The sequence below is a fragment of the Rhizobium sp. CB3090 genome, assembly GCF_029714285.1.
Lineage (GTDB): Bacteria > Pseudomonadota > Alphaproteobacteria > Rhizobiales > Rhizobiaceae > Rhizobium.
In genome coordinates, this window is the sequence record NZ_CP121662.1 from 1537771 (window position 1) to 1553203 (window position 15433).

Annotated in this window: 19 protein-coding genes and 1 pseudogene; 11 read left to right on the forward strand and 9 right to left on the reverse strand. The window is 60.1% G+C overall.

Features of this window, described 5'->3' with window-relative positions:
- Entirely contained in the window at positions 1 to 423 is a 423-nt protein-coding gene (locus tag QA646_RS07490) for an NUDIX domain-containing protein (protein ID WP_283058415.1), read from the forward strand.
- Between the two features lie 3 nt (positions 424 to 426).
- Here the strand turns inward: QA646_RS07490 and QA646_RS07495 are convergent, their stop codons facing one another.
- From QA646_RS07495 to QA646_RS07525, 7 genes are all read right to left on the reverse strand, one after another.
- Complete coding sequence (locus QA646_RS07495) at positions 427 to 747, reverse strand: TfoX/Sxy family protein (RefSeq protein ID WP_283058416.1); 321 nt, start codon at positions 745 to 747, stop codon at positions 427 to 429.
- 3 nt (positions 748 to 750) lie between these two features.
- Entirely contained in the window at positions 751 to 2385 is a 1635-nt protein-coding gene (locus tag QA646_RS07500; protein WP_283058417.1) for a molybdopterin-binding/glycosyltransferase family 2 protein, read from the reverse strand.
- A complete protein-coding gene (locus tag QA646_RS07505) occupies positions 2382 to 3089 on the reverse strand; it encodes an XdhC family protein (RefSeq protein WP_283058418.1) in 708 nt (235 codons plus the stop codon). The genes QA646_RS07500 and QA646_RS07505 overlap by 4 nt, the downstream gene beginning before the upstream one ends.
- Positions 3089 to 3418, reverse strand: coding sequence for an XdhC family protein (locus tag QA646_RS07510; protein WP_283058419.1), 330 nt, complete (start codon positions 3416 to 3418; stop codon positions 3089 to 3091). The genes QA646_RS07505 and QA646_RS07510 overlap by 1 nt, the downstream gene beginning before the upstream one ends.
- A gap of 7 nt (positions 3419 to 3425) precedes the next feature.
- Entirely contained in the window at positions 3426 to 4673 is a 1248-nt protein-coding gene (locus tag QA646_RS07515) for a VWA domain-containing protein (RefSeq protein ID WP_283058420.1), read from the reverse strand.
- Positions 4674 to 4677: 4 nt separating this feature from the next.
- The gene (locus QA646_RS07520; RefSeq protein WP_283058421.1) at positions 4678 to 5610 is read right to left on the reverse strand and encodes a MoxR family ATPase; all 933 of its coding nucleotides are present in this window, start codon (positions 5608 to 5610) and stop codon (positions 4678 to 4680) included.
- Between the two features lie 123 nt (positions 5611 to 5733).
- Positions 5734 to 6252, reverse strand: coding sequence for a flavin reductase (locus tag QA646_RS07525; protein WP_283058422.1), 519 nt, complete (start codon positions 6250 to 6252; stop codon positions 5734 to 5736).
- Positions 6253 to 6396: 144 nt separating this feature from the next.
- Here QA646_RS07525 and QA646_RS07530 point away from each other — a divergent pair, with 144 nt between their 5' ends.
- The 4 genes from QA646_RS07530 to purB all read left to right on the forward strand — a co-directional run bounded on the left by QA646_RS07530 (position 6397) and on the right by purB (position 10167).
- Complete coding sequence (locus tag QA646_RS07530; RefSeq protein WP_283058999.1) at positions 6397 to 7479, forward strand: ABC transporter substrate-binding protein; 1083 nt, start codon at positions 6397 to 6399, stop codon at positions 7477 to 7479.
- Positions 7480 to 7571: 92 nt separating this feature from the next.
- On the forward strand, positions 7572 to 8258 hold the full coding sequence (gene rpe, locus QA646_RS07535) for a ribulose-phosphate 3-epimerase (protein WP_283058423.1): 687 nt from the start codon (positions 7572 to 7574) through the stop codon (positions 8256 to 8258).
- Positions 8259 to 8346: 88 nt separating this feature from the next.
- Positions 8347 to 8766 (forward strand): hypothetical protein, encoded by a 420-nt coding sequence (locus QA646_RS07540; protein WP_283059000.1) that lies wholly within the window; start codon positions 8347 to 8349, stop codon positions 8764 to 8766.
- Positions 8767 to 8865: 99 nt separating this feature from the next.
- Positions 8866 to 10167, forward strand: a complete 1302-nt coding sequence (gene purB / locus QA646_RS07545; protein ID WP_283058424.1) for an adenylosuccinate lyase — start codon at positions 8866 to 8868, stop codon at positions 10165 to 10167.
- Positions 10168 to 10171: 4 nt separating this feature from the next.
- Here the strand turns inward: purB and QA646_RS07550 are convergent, their stop codons facing one another.
- Complete coding sequence (locus QA646_RS07550; RefSeq protein WP_283059001.1) at positions 10172 to 10633, reverse strand: low affinity iron permease family protein; 462 nt, start codon at positions 10631 to 10633, stop codon at positions 10172 to 10174.
- A gap of 176 nt (positions 10634 to 10809) precedes the next feature.
- Positions 10810 to 11628 carry a DUF2189 domain-containing protein gene (locus QA646_RS07555; RefSeq protein ID WP_283058425.1) on the reverse strand — a complete coding sequence of 273 codons (819 nt, stop codon included), beginning with the start codon at positions 11626 to 11628 and terminating at the stop codon, positions 10810 to 10812.
- Between the two features lie 175 nt (positions 11629 to 11803).
- Here QA646_RS07555 and QA646_RS07560 point away from each other — a divergent pair, with 175 nt between their 5' ends.
- The 6 genes and pseudogenes from QA646_RS07560 to QA646_RS07585 all read left to right on the forward strand — a co-directional run.
- Entirely contained in the window at positions 11804 to 12358 is a 555-nt protein-coding gene (locus QA646_RS07560; protein WP_283058426.1) for an alpha/beta hydrolase, read from the forward strand.
- A gap of 282 nt (positions 12359 to 12640) precedes the next feature.
- Positions 12641 to 13405, forward strand: coding sequence for a phosphoribosylaminoimidazolesuccinocarboxamide synthase (gene purC / locus QA646_RS07565; RefSeq protein WP_283058427.1), 765 nt, complete (start codon positions 12641 to 12643; stop codon positions 13403 to 13405).
- A gap of 17 nt (positions 13406 to 13422) precedes the next feature.
- Complete coding sequence (gene purS, locus QA646_RS07570) at positions 13423 to 13665, forward strand: phosphoribosylformylglycinamidine synthase subunit PurS (protein ID WP_283058429.1); 243 nt, start codon at positions 13423 to 13425, stop codon at positions 13663 to 13665.
- A gap of 104 nt (positions 13666 to 13769) precedes the next feature.
- Positions 13770 to 14441, forward strand: a complete 672-nt coding sequence (purQ, locus tag QA646_RS07575; RefSeq protein WP_283058431.1) for a phosphoribosylformylglycinamidine synthase subunit PurQ — start codon at positions 13770 to 13772, stop codon at positions 14439 to 14441.
- Positions 14442 to 14578: 137 nt separating this feature from the next.
- Positions 14579 to 14983: a hypothetical protein gene (locus QA646_RS07580; protein ID WP_283058432.1), complete on the forward strand. Its 405-nt coding sequence runs from the start codon at positions 14579 to 14581 to the stop codon at positions 14981 to 14983.
- A 57-nt stretch (positions 14984 to 15040) separates the two neighbouring features.
- Positions 15041 to 15409: pseudogene (locus tag QA646_RS07585) on the forward strand (AAA family ATPase); the annotation flags it as partial.
- Positions 15410 to 15433 lie beyond the last annotated feature (24 nt).

Genomic DNA, 15433 nt, shown 5'->3' on the forward strand with positions numbered 1-15433 from the left:
GTGGGACAACCCGGCATCCACTTCCCAGGATTAGGAACCGGTCTCGCAATTTTGCGGGACGGGAAGCTGTTGCTCTATAAGCGCCTGAAGGCGCCGGAAGCCGGCTTCTGGAGCATCGTCGGCGGCAAAGTCGACCACATGGAACCGGCCGCAGATGCCGCTGTCCGTGAGGCGGAAGAGGAAAGCGGCCTTTCCATCGGCAAGATCGATTATCTCTGCACGACAGAGGTTATCAACGAAGCCGATCGCCAGCACTGGATTTCTTTGATCTATATTGCCAGGGATTTTTCCGGGGAGCCACGTTTGGTCGAGCCTGACAAGCTCTCCGATTTCGGCTGGTTCGGCCGCAATGAGCTGCCCCAGCCGCTTTCAGATTTCGCCAAAGCAACTATCGCCCATTTGAGCGAAGAAGACTTCCACTGACGTCTATTTTTCCGCCCGCACCGCCGCCTCGTAAGCAAGCCTGACCCAACGTGCCATGATATCCGGATCGTCGAAAGCATCGTCTGGGATCGACCAGTAGGGCATGTTGACGGGTTTGCCTTTCTTACCTTCATAGGCCCAGCGCCGGGCGCCTGCTGCCGCGAATTCCGGAGCGCTGACGTCATCGGCCTTCAGCAGCATCTCATCGCTCACTTCGACGGCGACGATGCGGCCCATATGATAGACGCCCTTGCCGCCAAACATGCGCTTGATCGTCACCGGGCCGAGCGCCTGAAACATTTCCTCGATCTCGATATTGTCCATACCCTACCCCTTCAAAATACCACCGGCGGCTAATACGGCCTCGGGCGTATCCACATCAAGATGGGCTGCATCGCCGATGTCTACATCGATGACGGGAAGCCCCGCAGTTTCGATGATATGCCGCGCGCCGACATCGCCCTCTAGCCGCGTCACAGCGTCGAACACGGCGCGCGGCAGGATGACGGGATTGCCGCGTTTGCCGCGCGAAACGGCACGGACGATCGCCTGCCCATTCGCCTTGCGAAAGGCTGCAATCAGCGTCTTCAGGTCGTCGCTGGTGACCCCCGGCATGTCGGCCAGCATAACCAGGACACCGTCAGCCCGTTGCACTGTTGGGGGGCTGATGCCGGCCACCAGCGAGCTTGCCATGCCGGAGGCATAGTCGGGATTGTGCACGCGCTCGACCGCCAGGCCGTCTAGCGCCTGTTCGATCTCCTCGCGACGATGGCCGGTGACGGCAACGACAGCCGATGCATCACTTGCCAAGGCCGTTGCAGCCGAGCGGCGTACCAGAGGAATGCCGTCGAATTCCGCCAACAGTTTATGTGGCCCGCCCTCGCCCATGCGGCGCGCTTTGCCGGCGGCAAGAAGCACGATGGCGACCGAAATCTGTGCTTGCGGTTTGACGGCAATATCACGCGGCCTCGGCCGCGACTGTATTTCCATGAGAAGCCCTCCGACGCCCATGCCGCTGATTTCCTGCGGCGTCGGCTTCTCGCCGGCAAGGATACGGTCCAGCACCCAGTCGAAACCATTTTCCTTCGGGCTGCGGGCGCAGCCCGGTGCCCCCACGATATGGACATCGCCGACCCTGCCAAGCACCAGCAGATTGCCGGGATCAACCGGCATGCCGACCTGGATCACCTGGCCACCCGCAATTCGGATCGCCTCGGGGATCACGTCGCCGGCGTCGATAACGGCGGATGCACCGAAGACGATGACGAGCTTCGACGATTGATCCGCTGCCTGCAGCGCCTTACCGATCGCTTCCGCGACCGCAGGCGCGCGATGCGCTACTCGCTCTTCCCGCTCTAGCGTGCTGCCGGCAAGCTGCAGCCGCTGCGAAAGGATACGCGCCGTCTTGTCCATCACCGAGGTCTTCAGCGACGGCAGTTCGGTCGCCACGAGCGACACCGCATGCGGCCTGAATGGCTTGACCTCGAAGACAGTCGCCTGCCGCAGGATATCGACGCCTGCAGCGACCTTCTCGCCTGAAACTGCCAACGGAATGATCTTGAAGGTCGCGACCATATCGCCGCGACGCACCGGCACATGATCGGCAAGACAGGCAAGTGTGATGGCCGGATCGACACTGTTCAGCCGGTCGACGGCGGCGCGGTTCGCAACGAACAGGCCATCGACCGCGCTATGGACATTGACGCGCCCCGTCGCCGCTTCGGAAAAAGTCAGATGATCCGGGGCGATCGCCCGCGCCAATCGCGTCGCAGCCTCATTCTCCATGAGATCGTCAGGTTCGATTTTGGCGGCGGTGACATGAACGATATTAGCTGCGGCGAGGCGGTCGAGATCGGCGCGATCAAGCACATGCCCTTTAGCGAGGCTGCCGTCGGGCAATCGGATGGAATGCGCAAGCACGGCGCCTTCGGCTTCCGCTGTCGCAAAATCACCGAATTTCATCGCTTATCACCCTTCGGTGACGAAACGTCACGGCCGCGTAGCGCAGCGATGATCTCGGCTAAAATGGCAACGGCGATTTCAGCGGGGCTTGACGCGCCGATGGGAAGACCGATGGGGGCATGAATCCGGGCGAGATCAGCCTCCGTCAAACCCTCGCGCTTCAATCGTTCCACGCGGCTTGCATGTGTCTTGCGGCTGCCGAGCGCTCCGACATAGAAGCAGCCGACCTTCAGCGCGTCGGCAATCGGAAAATCGTCGATCTTGGGATCGTGGGTGACTGCAACCAGCGCCGTATAGGCATCGAGCGGCCGCTCTTTCAGGGCATCTACCGGCCAGTCGGCCATGAGGTCGACGCCATCGAAGCGCTCCGGCGTCGCAAAAGCGGTGCGCGGATCGATGATGCGGATGTCAAAGCCCGCAAGCTCGGCCATGCCAGCCAAAACCTGGCTGATGTGTACGGCGCCGATGACGACAATTTGCGGCGGCGGCAGATGAACGTTGAGGAAGAGGCTTTGTCCTCCGATCTCCACCGCCGAGGACTTTCCCGAGCGAAAGGCGGAAGCGACGACGTCGGCAAACGGACCGTCGACGGCATCGCCCTCGACGATCAGCCGATCTTGCCCGCCGGAGAGATCGGTGACCAGAACAGCCGCTTGCCGCGCGCGCCGCAACGCATTCAGTCTCGCCAGTATCTGACGGTCCATCAGACAAGCCTCTCGACATAGACGCGAATACGGCCGCCGCAGGACAGGCCGACGCGCCAGGCGGTTTCATCTGCGACGCCGAACTCCAGCATGCGGGCCTTGCCGCTTTCGATCACGTCCAGCGCTTCGGTGATGACGGCACCTTCCACGCAGCCGCCGGAGACCGAGCCGTGAAAATTGCCCACGCCGTCGATGACGAGATGGCTGCCGGTCGGGCGCGGTGCGGAACCCCAGGTGTCGACGACGGTCGCCAGCGCCACGTTGCGGCCGGCGGACGCCCATTCCTCCGCGATAAAAAGCGGGTCCAGGGTTTCGGGTGCATATGTCATGGATGCCTCACAGCTTGGCGAGAAAACGGCGTGGATCATAGGCGCCGGCGCGACCGGCACTCAGGGCCGATACGAGATCGGCCAGAGATAATAGATTGTGAACCGGACGGAATTCGTCAACATGCGGCAGCATGGCGCGAACGCCGCGGGCGCGAGGTTCGAAGCCCTCGAAGCGCAAGAGCGGATTGAGCCAGATCAGCCGCCTGCAGGAGCGATGCAGCCTGTCCATTTCGCGTTGCAAAAGCTCCACGCCCTCCCGCTCCAGTCCATCGGTGATGAGGAGCACGATCGCACCCTGGCCCAGCACCCGCCGCGCCCAGAGCCTATTGAACTCCTTCAGCGTCTCGCCGATCCACGTGCCACCCGACCAGTCGCGGACGGCGGCGGCGCATTCGTCGAGCGCCTCGTCCGGGTCTTTGTGACGCATCTGCCTGCTGACGTTGGTGAGCCGCGTGCCGAACAGGAATGTATGCACCCGCCGGCGCTTCTCAGTGAGCACATGCAGGAAATGCAAGAAGATGCGCGTGTATTGGCTCATCGAGCCGGAAATGTCGGCAAGCACCACCAAGGGCGGCTGCATTTCCTTGGGCTCGCGATAGCGCGGCAGGATCAGCGTACCGCCGGTGCGAAGTGCCGACCGCATCGTCGCACGCGGATCGACCTTGGCGGAAGCATGCGACGGCATGAAACGGCGGGTGCGGACGCTATCGAGCGGCAATTCCAGCCTTGCCAATTCTTTTTTCGCAACGGCAATTTCCGCAGCCGACATCTGGGCGAAATCCATACGGCGCAGGAGTTCATTACCCGATGTCGTGAAGCGGGCATCGATTTCGATATCCGGGACCTCGCGCTCCGGCCGGCGGTCGTCTCGCTCGCCAAGCAGGGCGTCACTGACGCGGAGCTCGCCCGGCTTCGGCTTTTCCGTCTCACGACTATCGGGAGCGACCGGCGACATCATCGCGATCATCTTCTGCACGAGATCGCGCGAGCGCCAGAACAGTCGGAAAGCCTCATCGAAAACTGCGAGATCCTCATGCCGTTTGACGAAGACGGAAGACAATGCCGCGTGGAACTCTTCGCGCGAGCCGATGCCTATGGTCTCGACGGCTTCGATTGCGTCGGCGATGGCCGCCGGCCCGATCTTTAGGCCGGCCTTACGCAAAGCGCGGGCAAAGAAGACGATGTTGTCCGCCAGACGCCCATCACCAGACGGTGACGGCGGTGCTGTAATGCCGTCCTGCATTGCCGGTTCCATCGCCTCATCCTGTCGCCAGCAGTTCGGATTTGACCTCGTCCAGCACCCGTTTGCCCTCGCCGCCCTTGATGCGGGCGATATCGTCCTGGTATTTCAGCAGGGTGCCGAGCGTATCGGAAATCGTTTCGGGATCGAGCGCCAGCCGATCGAGTTCGGTCAGCGCCGTCGCCCAGTCGATGGTTTCGGCGACGCCGGGATTTTTGAAGAGGTCGAGTGTGCGCAGCTTCTGCACATAGGCGACGATCTGGCGCGACAGCGCCTCGTTGCAGCCGGGCACCTTGCGGCGGATGATATCGAGCTCTTGCTCCGCCTCGGGGTAGTCGACCCAATGGTAGAGGCAGCGCCGCTTCAGAGCATCGTGCACCTCGCGGGTGCGGTTGGTGGTGATGATGACGATGGGGGGCTCGGCGGCGCGGATGGTTCCGAGTTCGGGGACGGTCACCTGGAAATCCGAGAGCACTTCGAGGAGAAAAGCTTCGAACGCTTCATCGGTGCGGTCCAGTTCGTCGATCAGGAATACCGGCGCGCGGCCGCCTGTGTTCGACAAAGCCTGCAGCACGGGCCGGCGGATGAGATAGCGTTCGGAAAAGATATCGGCCTCTATGCGGTCCCGATCGGTAAGTCCCGACGCCTCGGCAAGGCGGATTTCCAGCATTTGTGCCGGATAGTTCCATTCATAAACGGCGGAGGAAACGTCGAGGCCTTCATAACATTGCAAGCGGATCAGCGGCCGGTCGAGCGCCTTCGACAGAACCTTGGCGATCTCGGTCTTGCCGACACCGGCCTCGCCCTCGAGAAAGAGCGGCCGTTTCATTTTCAGCGCCAGAAACAATACCGTACCGAGGGCACGCCCCGCGAGATAATCGTGGGCACCGAGCAAGGCTATTGTTTCGTCGATCGAACTCGGCAGCGAAAGTGCGTGATGACGATCAGGCATGGTCTCTCCCATTACTGCGCCGCGCGTCCCATCGAACGCGCTAAGGACGCAGTAACGCTTCAAATCGGCGCATAATCCTTCCTTTAGATCGATTCCGATCTAAAGGGTTGTGCTCTAGCGAGGTTATAGCGTGTGATAGTCCCGGTTCATATAGAGCAGCGCCGGCATTGTTTCATCGAAATGCACGGCTACGACTTCGCCGAAGATAATGTTATGCGTGGAAGCGCGCTTGATTTCGGTGACGCGGCAATCGAAGGCGGCCAGCGCGTCGGCTAGCACCGGGGCGCCGGTCACCAGCGTATCGAACTTGCCCATGGCGAAACGCTCGTCATTGGTCAAATTCGTCTTGCCGGAAAAAGCGTCGGCGAGCGCCTGATGATGGGCGCCCAGTGCGTTCAGGGCAAAGATGCCGCTTTTGAAGAAGATGTCGTTCTTGGCGTTGTTATTGTTAAGGCAGATCAGGATCGTGGCGGGATTGTCCGAGACCGAGCAGGCGGCCGTGATCGTTACCCCGCGCCGTTCATTGCCAAGCGCCGTGGTCACTAGCTGCACATGCCCCGCATAGCGGCTCATGGCGTCGCGATAGAGCACCGGATCCATACGCTGCTTGTCCAGCACGATTGCTTCCCTCGTTTTCGTCATTTCTCGTTTTCACCTAATATGGCGGGCAGACGTTAGCTTTTCTACAATAGGATTATTGAAATCAGAGAGATTTCGTTGCTTTTTCTTTGACGGCGACCTTCTGGCGGATAAAAGGGCATGAGAATTGTCCAGGATACCATGTCGATGAACGTTCTGCGCCGCACACCGCTTCTGATCGCGCTGCTTCTGGCGGCGGGCAGCAGCCATGCTGCGGGCATCAATATCGGCATTGTCGCGCCGCAGAACGGGAACTTCGCATCCCTCGGCGCCCAGATCACCGCGGGAGCCAATTTTGAACTGCAGACCCTGCAGGACTCCGCCACTATCGTCGACGAACCCTGCACGGAGGATGCTGGCAGGGCCGCGGCCGAGTCATTGATCACCGCCAAGGCGCAGGTCGCGATCGGCTTTCTCTGTAGCGAGACGCTGGCAGGTGCGCTGCCGAGGCTGAAAGAAGCCGGCATTCCGGTCATCACCGTTTCCGTGCGTTCGCATATCGTGATGGAAGATGCGCTGAAGAACGGCTGGCAGCTTTTCCGTCTCGCTCCGGTTGACAGCGCCGAGGCTGCCATGGCGGCCGAGGTCATCCTGAAGAACTGGGCGGCTGAGCCTATAGCGCTCATCGAAGACGGCACGATCCATGGCCGCGAACTGGTGGAAGCGGTGCGCAATGCGCTGGAAGAGAAAGGCCTGAAGCCGGTCTTCACCGACACCTATCGCCCAGGACAGGACCAGCAGATCGCCCTTGTCCGCCGGCTGAAGAAGGCTGGCGTCACCCGCGTTTTCATCGGCGGCGATCGTAGCGACGTTACGGTCATAGCCCGCGATGCGCACAACGAGAACATTCCCTTGACGCTGATGGGCGGTGACGCGATGCGCGCTGCCAATCAGCCAGTGCCTCTGGCAGACGGCGTGCAGGCCATAGCCCTGCCCGATTACGCCAGCCTGCCCGTTGCCCAAGCAACCGCGCGGGCGATGCGGACCAAGGGCATCGAGCCGGATGGTTATGTTCTGCCGGCCGCGGCCGCCGTGCTGATTGCCAACCAGGCTGCAGAAAGTGCCAAGACGGAAAACAAGCCGATTGCGGACAAACTGATCGGCACGGCATTTCAGACGCCGATCGGCCCCGTCACCTTCGGTCAGCATCACGAATTGATGGAAAATCCCTTCCTGCTGCTGGAATGGCGCGGCAGCGCCTTTGTGCCGGTGACATCGCCGTCGAACTGAAGGGTCCGTGCAAGGCTAGCGGATTAGGTTGTTTGCCTGCCGAACCGGTGATAAGCCAAGCGCAATAAAACCAGACGGAGTTCAGCCATCTCATGACCCTGCCGATCCGCATTGCGCCCTCCATCCTCGCGGCCGATTTCGCCAAGCTCGGACAGGAAGTCAAAGATGTGACCGAAGCCGGGGCGGACTGGATCCATCTCGACGTCATGGACGGACATTTTGTACCGAACATCTCCTTCGGTCCCGATGTCATCAAATCGCTGCGCTCCTATACCGGCGCCACTTTCGACTGCCATCTGATGATCTCGCCCGCCGATCCCTATCTCGAGGCCTTCGCCAAAGCCGGCTGCGATCGCATTACGGTTCACGCAGAAGCCGGCGCGCATTTGCATCGCTCGCTGCAAACCGTTCGTCATCTCGGCAAGAAGGTCGGCGTCACGCTCAATCCGGCAACGCCCCTATCCGTTCTGGAAAACGTGCTGGATGATATCGATCTGATCCTGATCATGTCGGTCAATCCCGGTTTCGGCGGACAAAAGTTTATTCCCGCCATGGCCGACAAGATCCGGAATGCCCGGTTGCTGATCGGCGACCGCCCGATCGAACTCGAGGTCGACGGCGGCGTCACCGTAGACACGGCGCCGATCGTCACCGCCGCCGGCGCCAATGTCCTCGTCGCCGGCTCGGCGATCTTCAAGGGCGGATCCGTCGACGCCTATCGGCAGACGGTCTCCGACCTGCGCGCTGCGGCAGAACGAGGCCGCGTTGGATCAAATTAATCCGGTCAGCGCTGTCGCGACCACCGGACGGCTGAGGGCAGCCTTTCCGTCCTATCGGCAGCTTCTGTTCGGGGCGCCCTGCTGGGGCATGGCAATGGCGAGTTCCGCGCTATCGGTGCTCTATCTGCGCAATGGTCTACTGACGAGCCATCTGCCCGCGCTCGTGGCGGTCTATTTCTTCGGCGGTGCGCTTGCCTGGCCGTTTATGCTGCCTCTAGCGCGGCTGATCGCGCACAAGCGTCCGCTCGAAACGCGTTTTGCCGCTTTCTTTCTGGCGCTGTCGCTTGGCACAGTCGCCATGACCGCCTTTCTTTTCGCCATGGACTACCGCTGGTTCTATGCACGCTGGCATGCGCCCTTCGGTACGCTGCTCTGGGCTTTTCAGTTTGCCTTCACCAGCGCCAGCGCCGTCTATCAGTTCGCCATCCTTGGCCTTGGCCTGTTTCTGCCGCTCGGCTTCATCTTTTTGGCATCGGCAAGCTTTTATCTCGCCAAGCATACGCGTTGAGTTGAAGCAAAGATTGAACCAAGAAACATTGAGATTGCCTCCCTTCTTTGTTATGGGGGCCGTGGATTTGTTTCCCCTTACCCAAGAAAGCTTGAGCCCATGATCCCGCGCTACTCCCGACCGGAAATGGTCGCCATCTGGTCGCCCGAAACCAAGTTCCGTATCTGGTTCGAGATCGAAGCCCATGCTTGCGACGCGCTGGCCGAGCTTGGCGTCATTCCGAAATCCGCAGCCGAAACCATCTGGGAAAAGGGCGGCAAGGCGACCTTCGACGTCGCCCGCATCGACGAGATCGAAGCCGTCACCAAGCACGACGTCATCGCCTTCCTCACGCATCTCGCCGAAATCGTCGGACCGGATGCCCGTTTCGTGCATCAGGGCATGACCTCTTCGGACGTTCTCGACACCTGCTTCAACGTTCAGCTCGTCCGCGCCAGCGACTTGCTGCTGGCCGATATCGACAAGCTTCTGGAAGCCCTGAAACGCCGTGCCTTCGAGCACAAGGACACCGTCACCATCGGCCGCTCGCACGGCATCCATGCCGAGCCGACCACCTTCGGCGTCAAGCTGGCTCTCGCCTATGCCGAATTCGAGCGTTGCAAGCAGCGCCTCATCGCCGCGCGCGAGGAAGTGGCTACATGCGCCATTTCCGGCGCCGTCGGCACCTTTGCCAATATCGATCCGCGCGTCGAGGAACACGTCGCGGCGGCTCTGGGCCTGAAGCCCGAACCGGTTTCGACACAGGTCATTCCGCGCGACCGTCACGCCATGTTCTTCGCCACGCTCGGCGTCGTCGCCTCCTCGATAGAGCGTCTCGCTACAGAAATCCGTCATTTGCAGCGTACCGAAGTGCTGGAGGCCGAAGAATATTTCTCCCCCGGCCAAAAAGGCTCATCGGCAATGCCGCACAAGCGCAATCCGGTACTGACCGAAAATCTGACCGGCCTTGCCCGCATGGTCCGCTCCTACGCCATGCCGGCGATGGAAAATGTGGCGCTGTGGCATGAGCGCGATATTTCCCACTCTTCAGTCGAGCGAATGATCGGCCCAGATGCGACGGTGACACTCGATTTCGCCTTGGCCCGTATGACCAGCGTTGTCGACAAGCTGCTTGTCTATCCGGACAATATGATGAAGAATCTGAACAAGTTCCGCGGACTTGTTCATTCTCAGCGTGTGCTGCTGGCACTGACGCAGGCAGGTGTTTCCCGCGAGGATTCCTACCGCCTCGTGCAGCGCAACGCCATGAAGGTTTGGGAACAGGGCAAGGACTTCCTCGAGGAGTTGCTCGCCGACCAGGAAGTCCGTGCGGCGCTCTCGGAGGAAGACATCCGCGAAAAGTTCGACTTGGGCTATCACACCAAGCACGTCGACACGATCTTCAAGCGTGTGTTCGGCTGACCAACTACTGGTCGAGATTTGATGAGGTGGCGCCGACAACGCGCCGCCTTTTCTGTTTTATGTCGGGTTTCCCGACAGTCTCATCCTCTTCGATAACGCGGCCCGGTCCTTCTCCATCGCGCTTGGCTGCCTTCGCGACTAGGCGATCGAGGTGTTTCAGATCTTCTTCGTCGAGATTTTCTATGCCGATGAACCGGTTCTCGGCGGCGCTTGTCAGGATGAGTTCGTTGAGCTTGGCTTGAATGGCGCGGGTGTCGCGCGTCTGGGAATTCTGTAAGAGGAAGACCATCAAAAAGGTGATGATGGTCGTGCCGGTATTGATGACCAGTTGCCAGTTTTCGGAAAAATCGAAGATTGGCCCGGTGATGCCCCAGACAGCAACCGACAGCAGAGCCAATATGAAGACGACCGGTTTTCCCGTCCATTCCGAAACGATGGTGGCGAAACGGGAGAAAATATGTCTGATCCTTGCCATGTAATTCGCATCTTCCACTGAGCCGCATGTCCGAAACGGACATGCGAACGCCTAAGCCTCGTTCGCACGCTTCTCCCGAATTTGATGGATTCCGAAAAAGCGTGCGAGTTGATGCGGATCAACGTTGCAAAGTGATTGGCGGTTCCAGTCGATCGCCTGGAACGTATTCACGGCCGAAATTGGCTCTCGACGGCCGGTGCCACGAGTTTGCGATAAAGATGCCAGGTGGCATGTCCGAGAATGGGCATGACCACGGCGAGCCCCGCAAAGATCGGGATCGTGCCGACGACAAGAAGCCCGGCCACGATCAGACCCCAGATCGCCACCGGCACCGGATTGATGAGTGTCGCGCGAATGCTGGCGTCGATCGCCGCCACGGCACCGACATCGCGGTCCAGCAGCAGCGGGAAGGTAACGACGGTCGTTGCCAGCACGACGAGCGCAAAGACGAAGCCGACGAGATTGCCCCAGAACATCATGCTCATGCCTTGCGGCGTCGTCACCACGTTCGACACGAAGGATGAGAGCGTTGCGGGCACGCTATCGCCGAAATAAGCGGTATAGATGGTCTGTGCCACGACCAGCCACACGATGAAGAAGCCAAACAGCATGAGGCCGACCGCAATGATGGACGGCAACGCCGGAGAGAAGCGGACTTCGAAAGCATGATGCCAGGACGTGTCCTGCCCCTTCTCCCGCCGCCGGCTGATCTCATAGAGGCCGATCGCCGCCAACGGTCCGAGCAGCGCGAAGCCGGACATCAGCGGAAACAGCAACGGCAGCAGGTTCTCGCCGGAACTCCAGATCGCCAGAGCTATGCCCGCGATCGGATACATGAGACACAGGAATACGTAATGTGATGGTTTTTCGCTGAAGTCGTCCAGCCCCAGTTTCAGGGCATCGATGAGATCGGCGACGCCGATCTTGCGGATGGCCGGACGCGTAAAGGTGTGATTGGCGCCAGCCATGACATGAAATGCCGTCATAGTATTCCTCCTCCTCATCAGCCTATATGAGTTTAGCTGGCGGCACGAAAACGTCGGGCAAAAGAGGCGCCGACATCATCAATCGCTACCGGCAGGCGGGATCCTAGCAAATTTTGCCGCAATTGTCGCCTTTCCCCTTGACACCTCGGTCTTCCTTTTCCACATCGGCGCCATCATGAAAGCCTCCGACGCAGATATCCTCATCATCCCCGGATACACCAACTCCGGCCCGGACCACTGGCAGACGCGCTGGGAGCAGAAGCTCTCGACGGCGCGGCGGGTGGAGCAGGCCGAATGGTCGAAGCCCGTGCGCGATGATTGGGTTGCCCGTATCGCCGAAGAAGTGAACGCCTCCACCCGGCCCGTCGTGTTGGTGGCGCATTCGCTTGGCGTGCCCTCGGTGATCCATGCGATCCCGCATTTCCGCAACAAGGTGGCTGGCGCGTTCTTCGTTGCTCCGCCCGACGTCGCCAATCCGAAGATCAGGCCGAAGCATCTGATGACGTTCGGTCCTTATCCGCGCGATCCCCTGCCTTTTCCATCGATCACCATTGCCAGCCGCAACGATCCCTTCGGCAGCTACGAGCATGCCGACGACATTGCGGGTAGCTGGGGCTCGCTGTTGATCGACGCCGGCGAGGCCGGCCATATCAACGCCGATTCCGGTCATGGTCCCTGGCCGGAAGGCACGATGGTCTTCGCCAAGTTTCTCGGTCAGCTCAAGCCGTGATTGCGGCCGAGCCGTGATATAGTGGCGGAAGCCGTGCTCACTAGCCTGTGAAGCCCGACTAGCCTGTGCAGTACAGAGGCGGCTTCATTCCATCGTCAAATAAAAGCCTGTAGAACATGGGAGAACAGGATCGCGATTCTCGCATTGGTATAGAACCAAAGCCGGAATTCCGAGGAAGGAGGCGCTGGCGGATTGTGAATTCGCTTCTTATCCGTTATGGGGACGCCCACAGATCGATCCACTTGCGCTATTTCAGAGCGCTAACGACAGAGAACATTACCGATGAACCGTCGCCGCCGTATTTACGAGGGCAAGGCCAAGATCCTTTACGAAGGGCCTGAGCCAGGCACGCTGATCCAATTTTTCAAGGATGACGCCACCGCCTTCAACAAGAAGAAACACGAAGTCATCGATGGCAAGGGCGTTCTGAACAATCGTATTTGCGAATATATTTTTAGTCATCTGAACAAAATCGGCATTCCCACGCACTTCATCCGCCGCCTCAACATGCGCGAGCAGTTGATCAAGGAAGTGGAGATGATTCCGCTCGAGATCGTCGTGCGCAACGTCGCCGCCGGCTCGCTCGCCAAGCGCCTCGGCATCGAAGAAGGCGTCGTGCTGCCGCGCTCGATCATCGAATTCTACTACAAGTCCGACGCACTTGAAGACCCGATGGTCTCGGAGGAACACATCACGGCGTTCGGCTGGGCCAATCCGGCCGAGCTCGACGATATCATGGCGCTCGCCATCCGCGTCAACGACTTCATGACCGGCCTCTTCCTTGGCGTCGGTATCCAGCTCGTCGATTTCAAGATCGAGTGCGGCCGCCTGTTCGAAGGCGACATGATGCGTATCATCCTTGCCGACGAAATTTCGCCGGACTCCTGCCGTCTCTGGGATATTCAAACCCACGAGAAGATGGACAAGGATCGCTTCCGCCGCGACATGGGTGGTTTGCTGGAAGCCTATTCCGAAGTCGCCCGCCGACTCGGCATCATCAATGAAAACGAACCCGTGCGCGGCACGGGCCCGGTTCTCGTCAAGTAAGCGCAGGAAGGACAATCGTGATCAAGGCTCGTGTAACCGTCACGCTGAAAAACGGCGTTCTCGATCCGCAGGGTAAGGCTATCGAAGGCGCGCTCGGCGCACTCGGCTTCGACGGCGTCCATCAGGTCCGCCAGGGCAAGGTTTTTGACCTGGAGCTCGACGGCGCCGACAGGGCCAAGGCCGAAGCCGAGCTGAAAGCCATGTGCGAAAAGCTTCTCGCCAACACAGTGATCGAGAACTTCAGCATTTCGATCGACTGATCGTCCTCCTTTGCAGGCCATTCTTTCTTTGCAACAGGCAAAGGAGTATGGCTTGACGGAGCATATTCCAGCGATCACCCCTCGCCTCTCTCGGGACCAGCACCATGAAATCAGCAGTCGTCCAACTCCCCGGCCTCAATCGCGATCGTGACATGATCGCGGCGCTGACCAAGATTTCCGGTCATGCGCCGGTAACTGTCTGGCAGACAGAGACCGAGATTCCCGACGTCGACCTGATCGTCATTCCCGGCGGCTTTTCCTATGGTGACTATCTGCGCTGCGGCGCGATCGCAGCCCGTATGCCGGTCATGCAGGCGATCAAGGAGAAAGCCGATAAAGGCGTCAAGGTTCTGGGCGTCTGCAACGGTTTCCAGATCCTTTTGGAAGCCGGCATGCTACCTGGTGCGCTGATGCGCAATGCCTCGCTGAAATTCGTCTGCCGCGAGATCAAGCTCGAAGTCGTCAATGCCGAAACGGATTTCAGCCGCGCCTATGCCAAGGGTCAGGTGATCCGCTGCCCGGTCGCCCACCATGACGGCAATTATTTTGCCGACGCGGAAACGCTGGCAGCGATCGAAAGCAATGGCCAGGTGGTGTTCCGCTATGCCGAAGATACCAATCCGAACGGCTCGATCAACGATATCGCAGGCATCATCAATACCAAGGGCAATGTGCTCGGTATGATGCCCCATCCGGAGAACCTGATCGAAGCCGCCCATGGCGGTGCCGACGGTCGCGGCCTCTTCGCTTCCGCTCTCGACGTGATCGCCGCCTGATATCAGGTCGATATCAGAAACCATAAAATCGGCGTCTTTGCATAAAACAGCAGGGCGCCGAAATGCCGTTTAACCACCTTCGGCAGAACAGTCGTACTTGCTTCATTAGCCCCAACCACTTCATTGGAAAGAGTTTGATGCGCCCTCGCCTCCTGACAGGATTTTATTCCGCCGCTGCCATCGCGACGCTTGGGCTGCTGGTGACCTCGTGCGGCCCGCGTCCGCCGAGCATCAGCGCGACCGATCACAGCGCCCTGTCGACGATGGAGCGCGTCATGACCAATGCCAATGCCTGCTGGTTCAAATCGGCTGATCCGGCCTTTGCTGGGTACCAGCTTGCTCCCGAGCTTAACTCCTACACTGGCCGTCCGCGCATTCTCGTGGTTGACAAAAAACACCCGACCGGCCGGCCGTCTCTCGTCGTCCAGGCGGAAGGAAGCCCGGCGCAGTTGCAAGCCTTCGGCCCGATGATGTCAGGCGCCTCGGGCGGCCGCATCACCGGCGATGTCAACCGCTGGGCCGCAGGCACGAAGGGCTGCTGAGGCGGAGCCTGATATCCTGGGAAAACGTGCTGGCCCTCAATTTCGGGGATCGCTGCCTTGGATCGATTTGTCGTCATTTCCGGATGCTCGGGCGGCGGCAAGTCGACGTTGCTTGAGGAGCTTAGCAGGCGCGGCTACCAAGTCGTAGAAGAACCGGGACGCCGGATCGTCATCGAGGAATTGGAACGCGGCGGTTCGGCCCTACCTTGGGTGGATGTGCCCGCGTTTGCCCGCCGGGCTATAGAGGTGTCGATGTCAGATCGCTCCATCGCTGCCTCAGCTCCCGGCCTGGTATTCTTCGACAGAGGATTGATCGATGCCGCGGCGGCACTGCACCACCTGACCGACGGAGCCGATCTGGCCGCACTGCGACAATCCCATCGCTACAACAGACACGTCTTCCTGACACCGCCATGGCCGGAAATATAGGGGTCGTTTGCGGGAGGGGGC

Bases quoted from the DNA above. Each gene is read 5' to 3' on its own strand.
- QA646_RS07495 (WP_283058416.1), bottom strand. From the start codon at position 747: ATGGACAATATCGAGATCGAGGAAATGTTTCAGGCGCTCGGCCCGGTG.
- QA646_RS07500 (WP_283058417.1), bottom strand. From the start codon at position 2,385: ATGAAATTCGGTGATTTTGCGACAGCGGAAGCCGAAGGCGCCGTGCTT.
- QA646_RS07505 (WP_283058418.1), bottom strand. From the start codon at position 3,089: ATGGACCGTCAGATACTGGCGAGACTGAATGCGTTGCGGCGCGCGCGG.
- QA646_RS07510 (WP_283058419.1), bottom strand. From the start codon at position 3,418: ATGACATATGCACCCGAAACCCTGGACCCGCTTTTTATCGCGGAGGAA.
- QA646_RS07515 (WP_283058420.1), bottom strand. From the start codon at position 4,673: ATGGAACCGGCAATGCAGGACGGCATTACAGCACCGCCGTCACCGTCT.
- QA646_RS07520 (WP_283058421.1), bottom strand. From the start codon at position 5,610: ATGCCTGATCGTCATCACGCACTTTCGCTGCCGAGTTCGATCGACGAA.
- QA646_RS07525 (WP_283058422.1), bottom strand. From the start codon at position 6,252: ATGACGAAAACGAGGGAAGCAATCGTGCTGGACAAGCAGCGTATGGAT.
- QA646_RS07530 (WP_283058999.1), top strand. From the start codon at position 6,397: ATGAACGTTCTGCGCCGCACACCGCTTCTGATCGCGCTGCTTCTGGCG.
- rpe (WP_283058423.1), top strand. From the start codon at position 7,572: ATGACCCTGCCGATCCGCATTGCGCCCTCCATCCTCGCGGCCGATTTC.
- QA646_RS07540 (WP_283059000.1), top strand. From the start codon at position 8,347: ATGGCAATGGCGAGTTCCGCGCTATCGGTGCTCTATCTGCGCAATGGT.
- purB (WP_283058424.1), top strand. From the start codon at position 8,866: ATGATCCCGCGCTACTCCCGACCGGAAATGGTCGCCATCTGGTCGCCC.
- QA646_RS07555 (WP_283058425.1), bottom strand. From the start codon at position 11,628: ATGACGGCATTTCATGTCATGGCTGGCGCCAATCACACCTTTACGCGT.
- QA646_RS07560 (WP_283058426.1), top strand. From the start codon at position 11,804: ATGAAAGCCTCCGACGCAGATATCCTCATCATCCCCGGATACACCAAC.
- purC (WP_283058427.1), top strand. From the start codon at position 12,641: ATGAACCGTCGCCGCCGTATTTACGAGGGCAAGGCCAAGATCCTTTAC.
- purQ (WP_283058431.1), top strand. From the start codon at position 13,770: ATGAAATCAGCAGTCGTCCAACTCCCCGGCCTCAATCGCGATCGTGAC.
- QA646_RS07580 (WP_283058432.1), top strand. From the start codon at position 14,579: ATGCGCCCTCGCCTCCTGACAGGATTTTATTCCGCCGCTGCCATCGCG.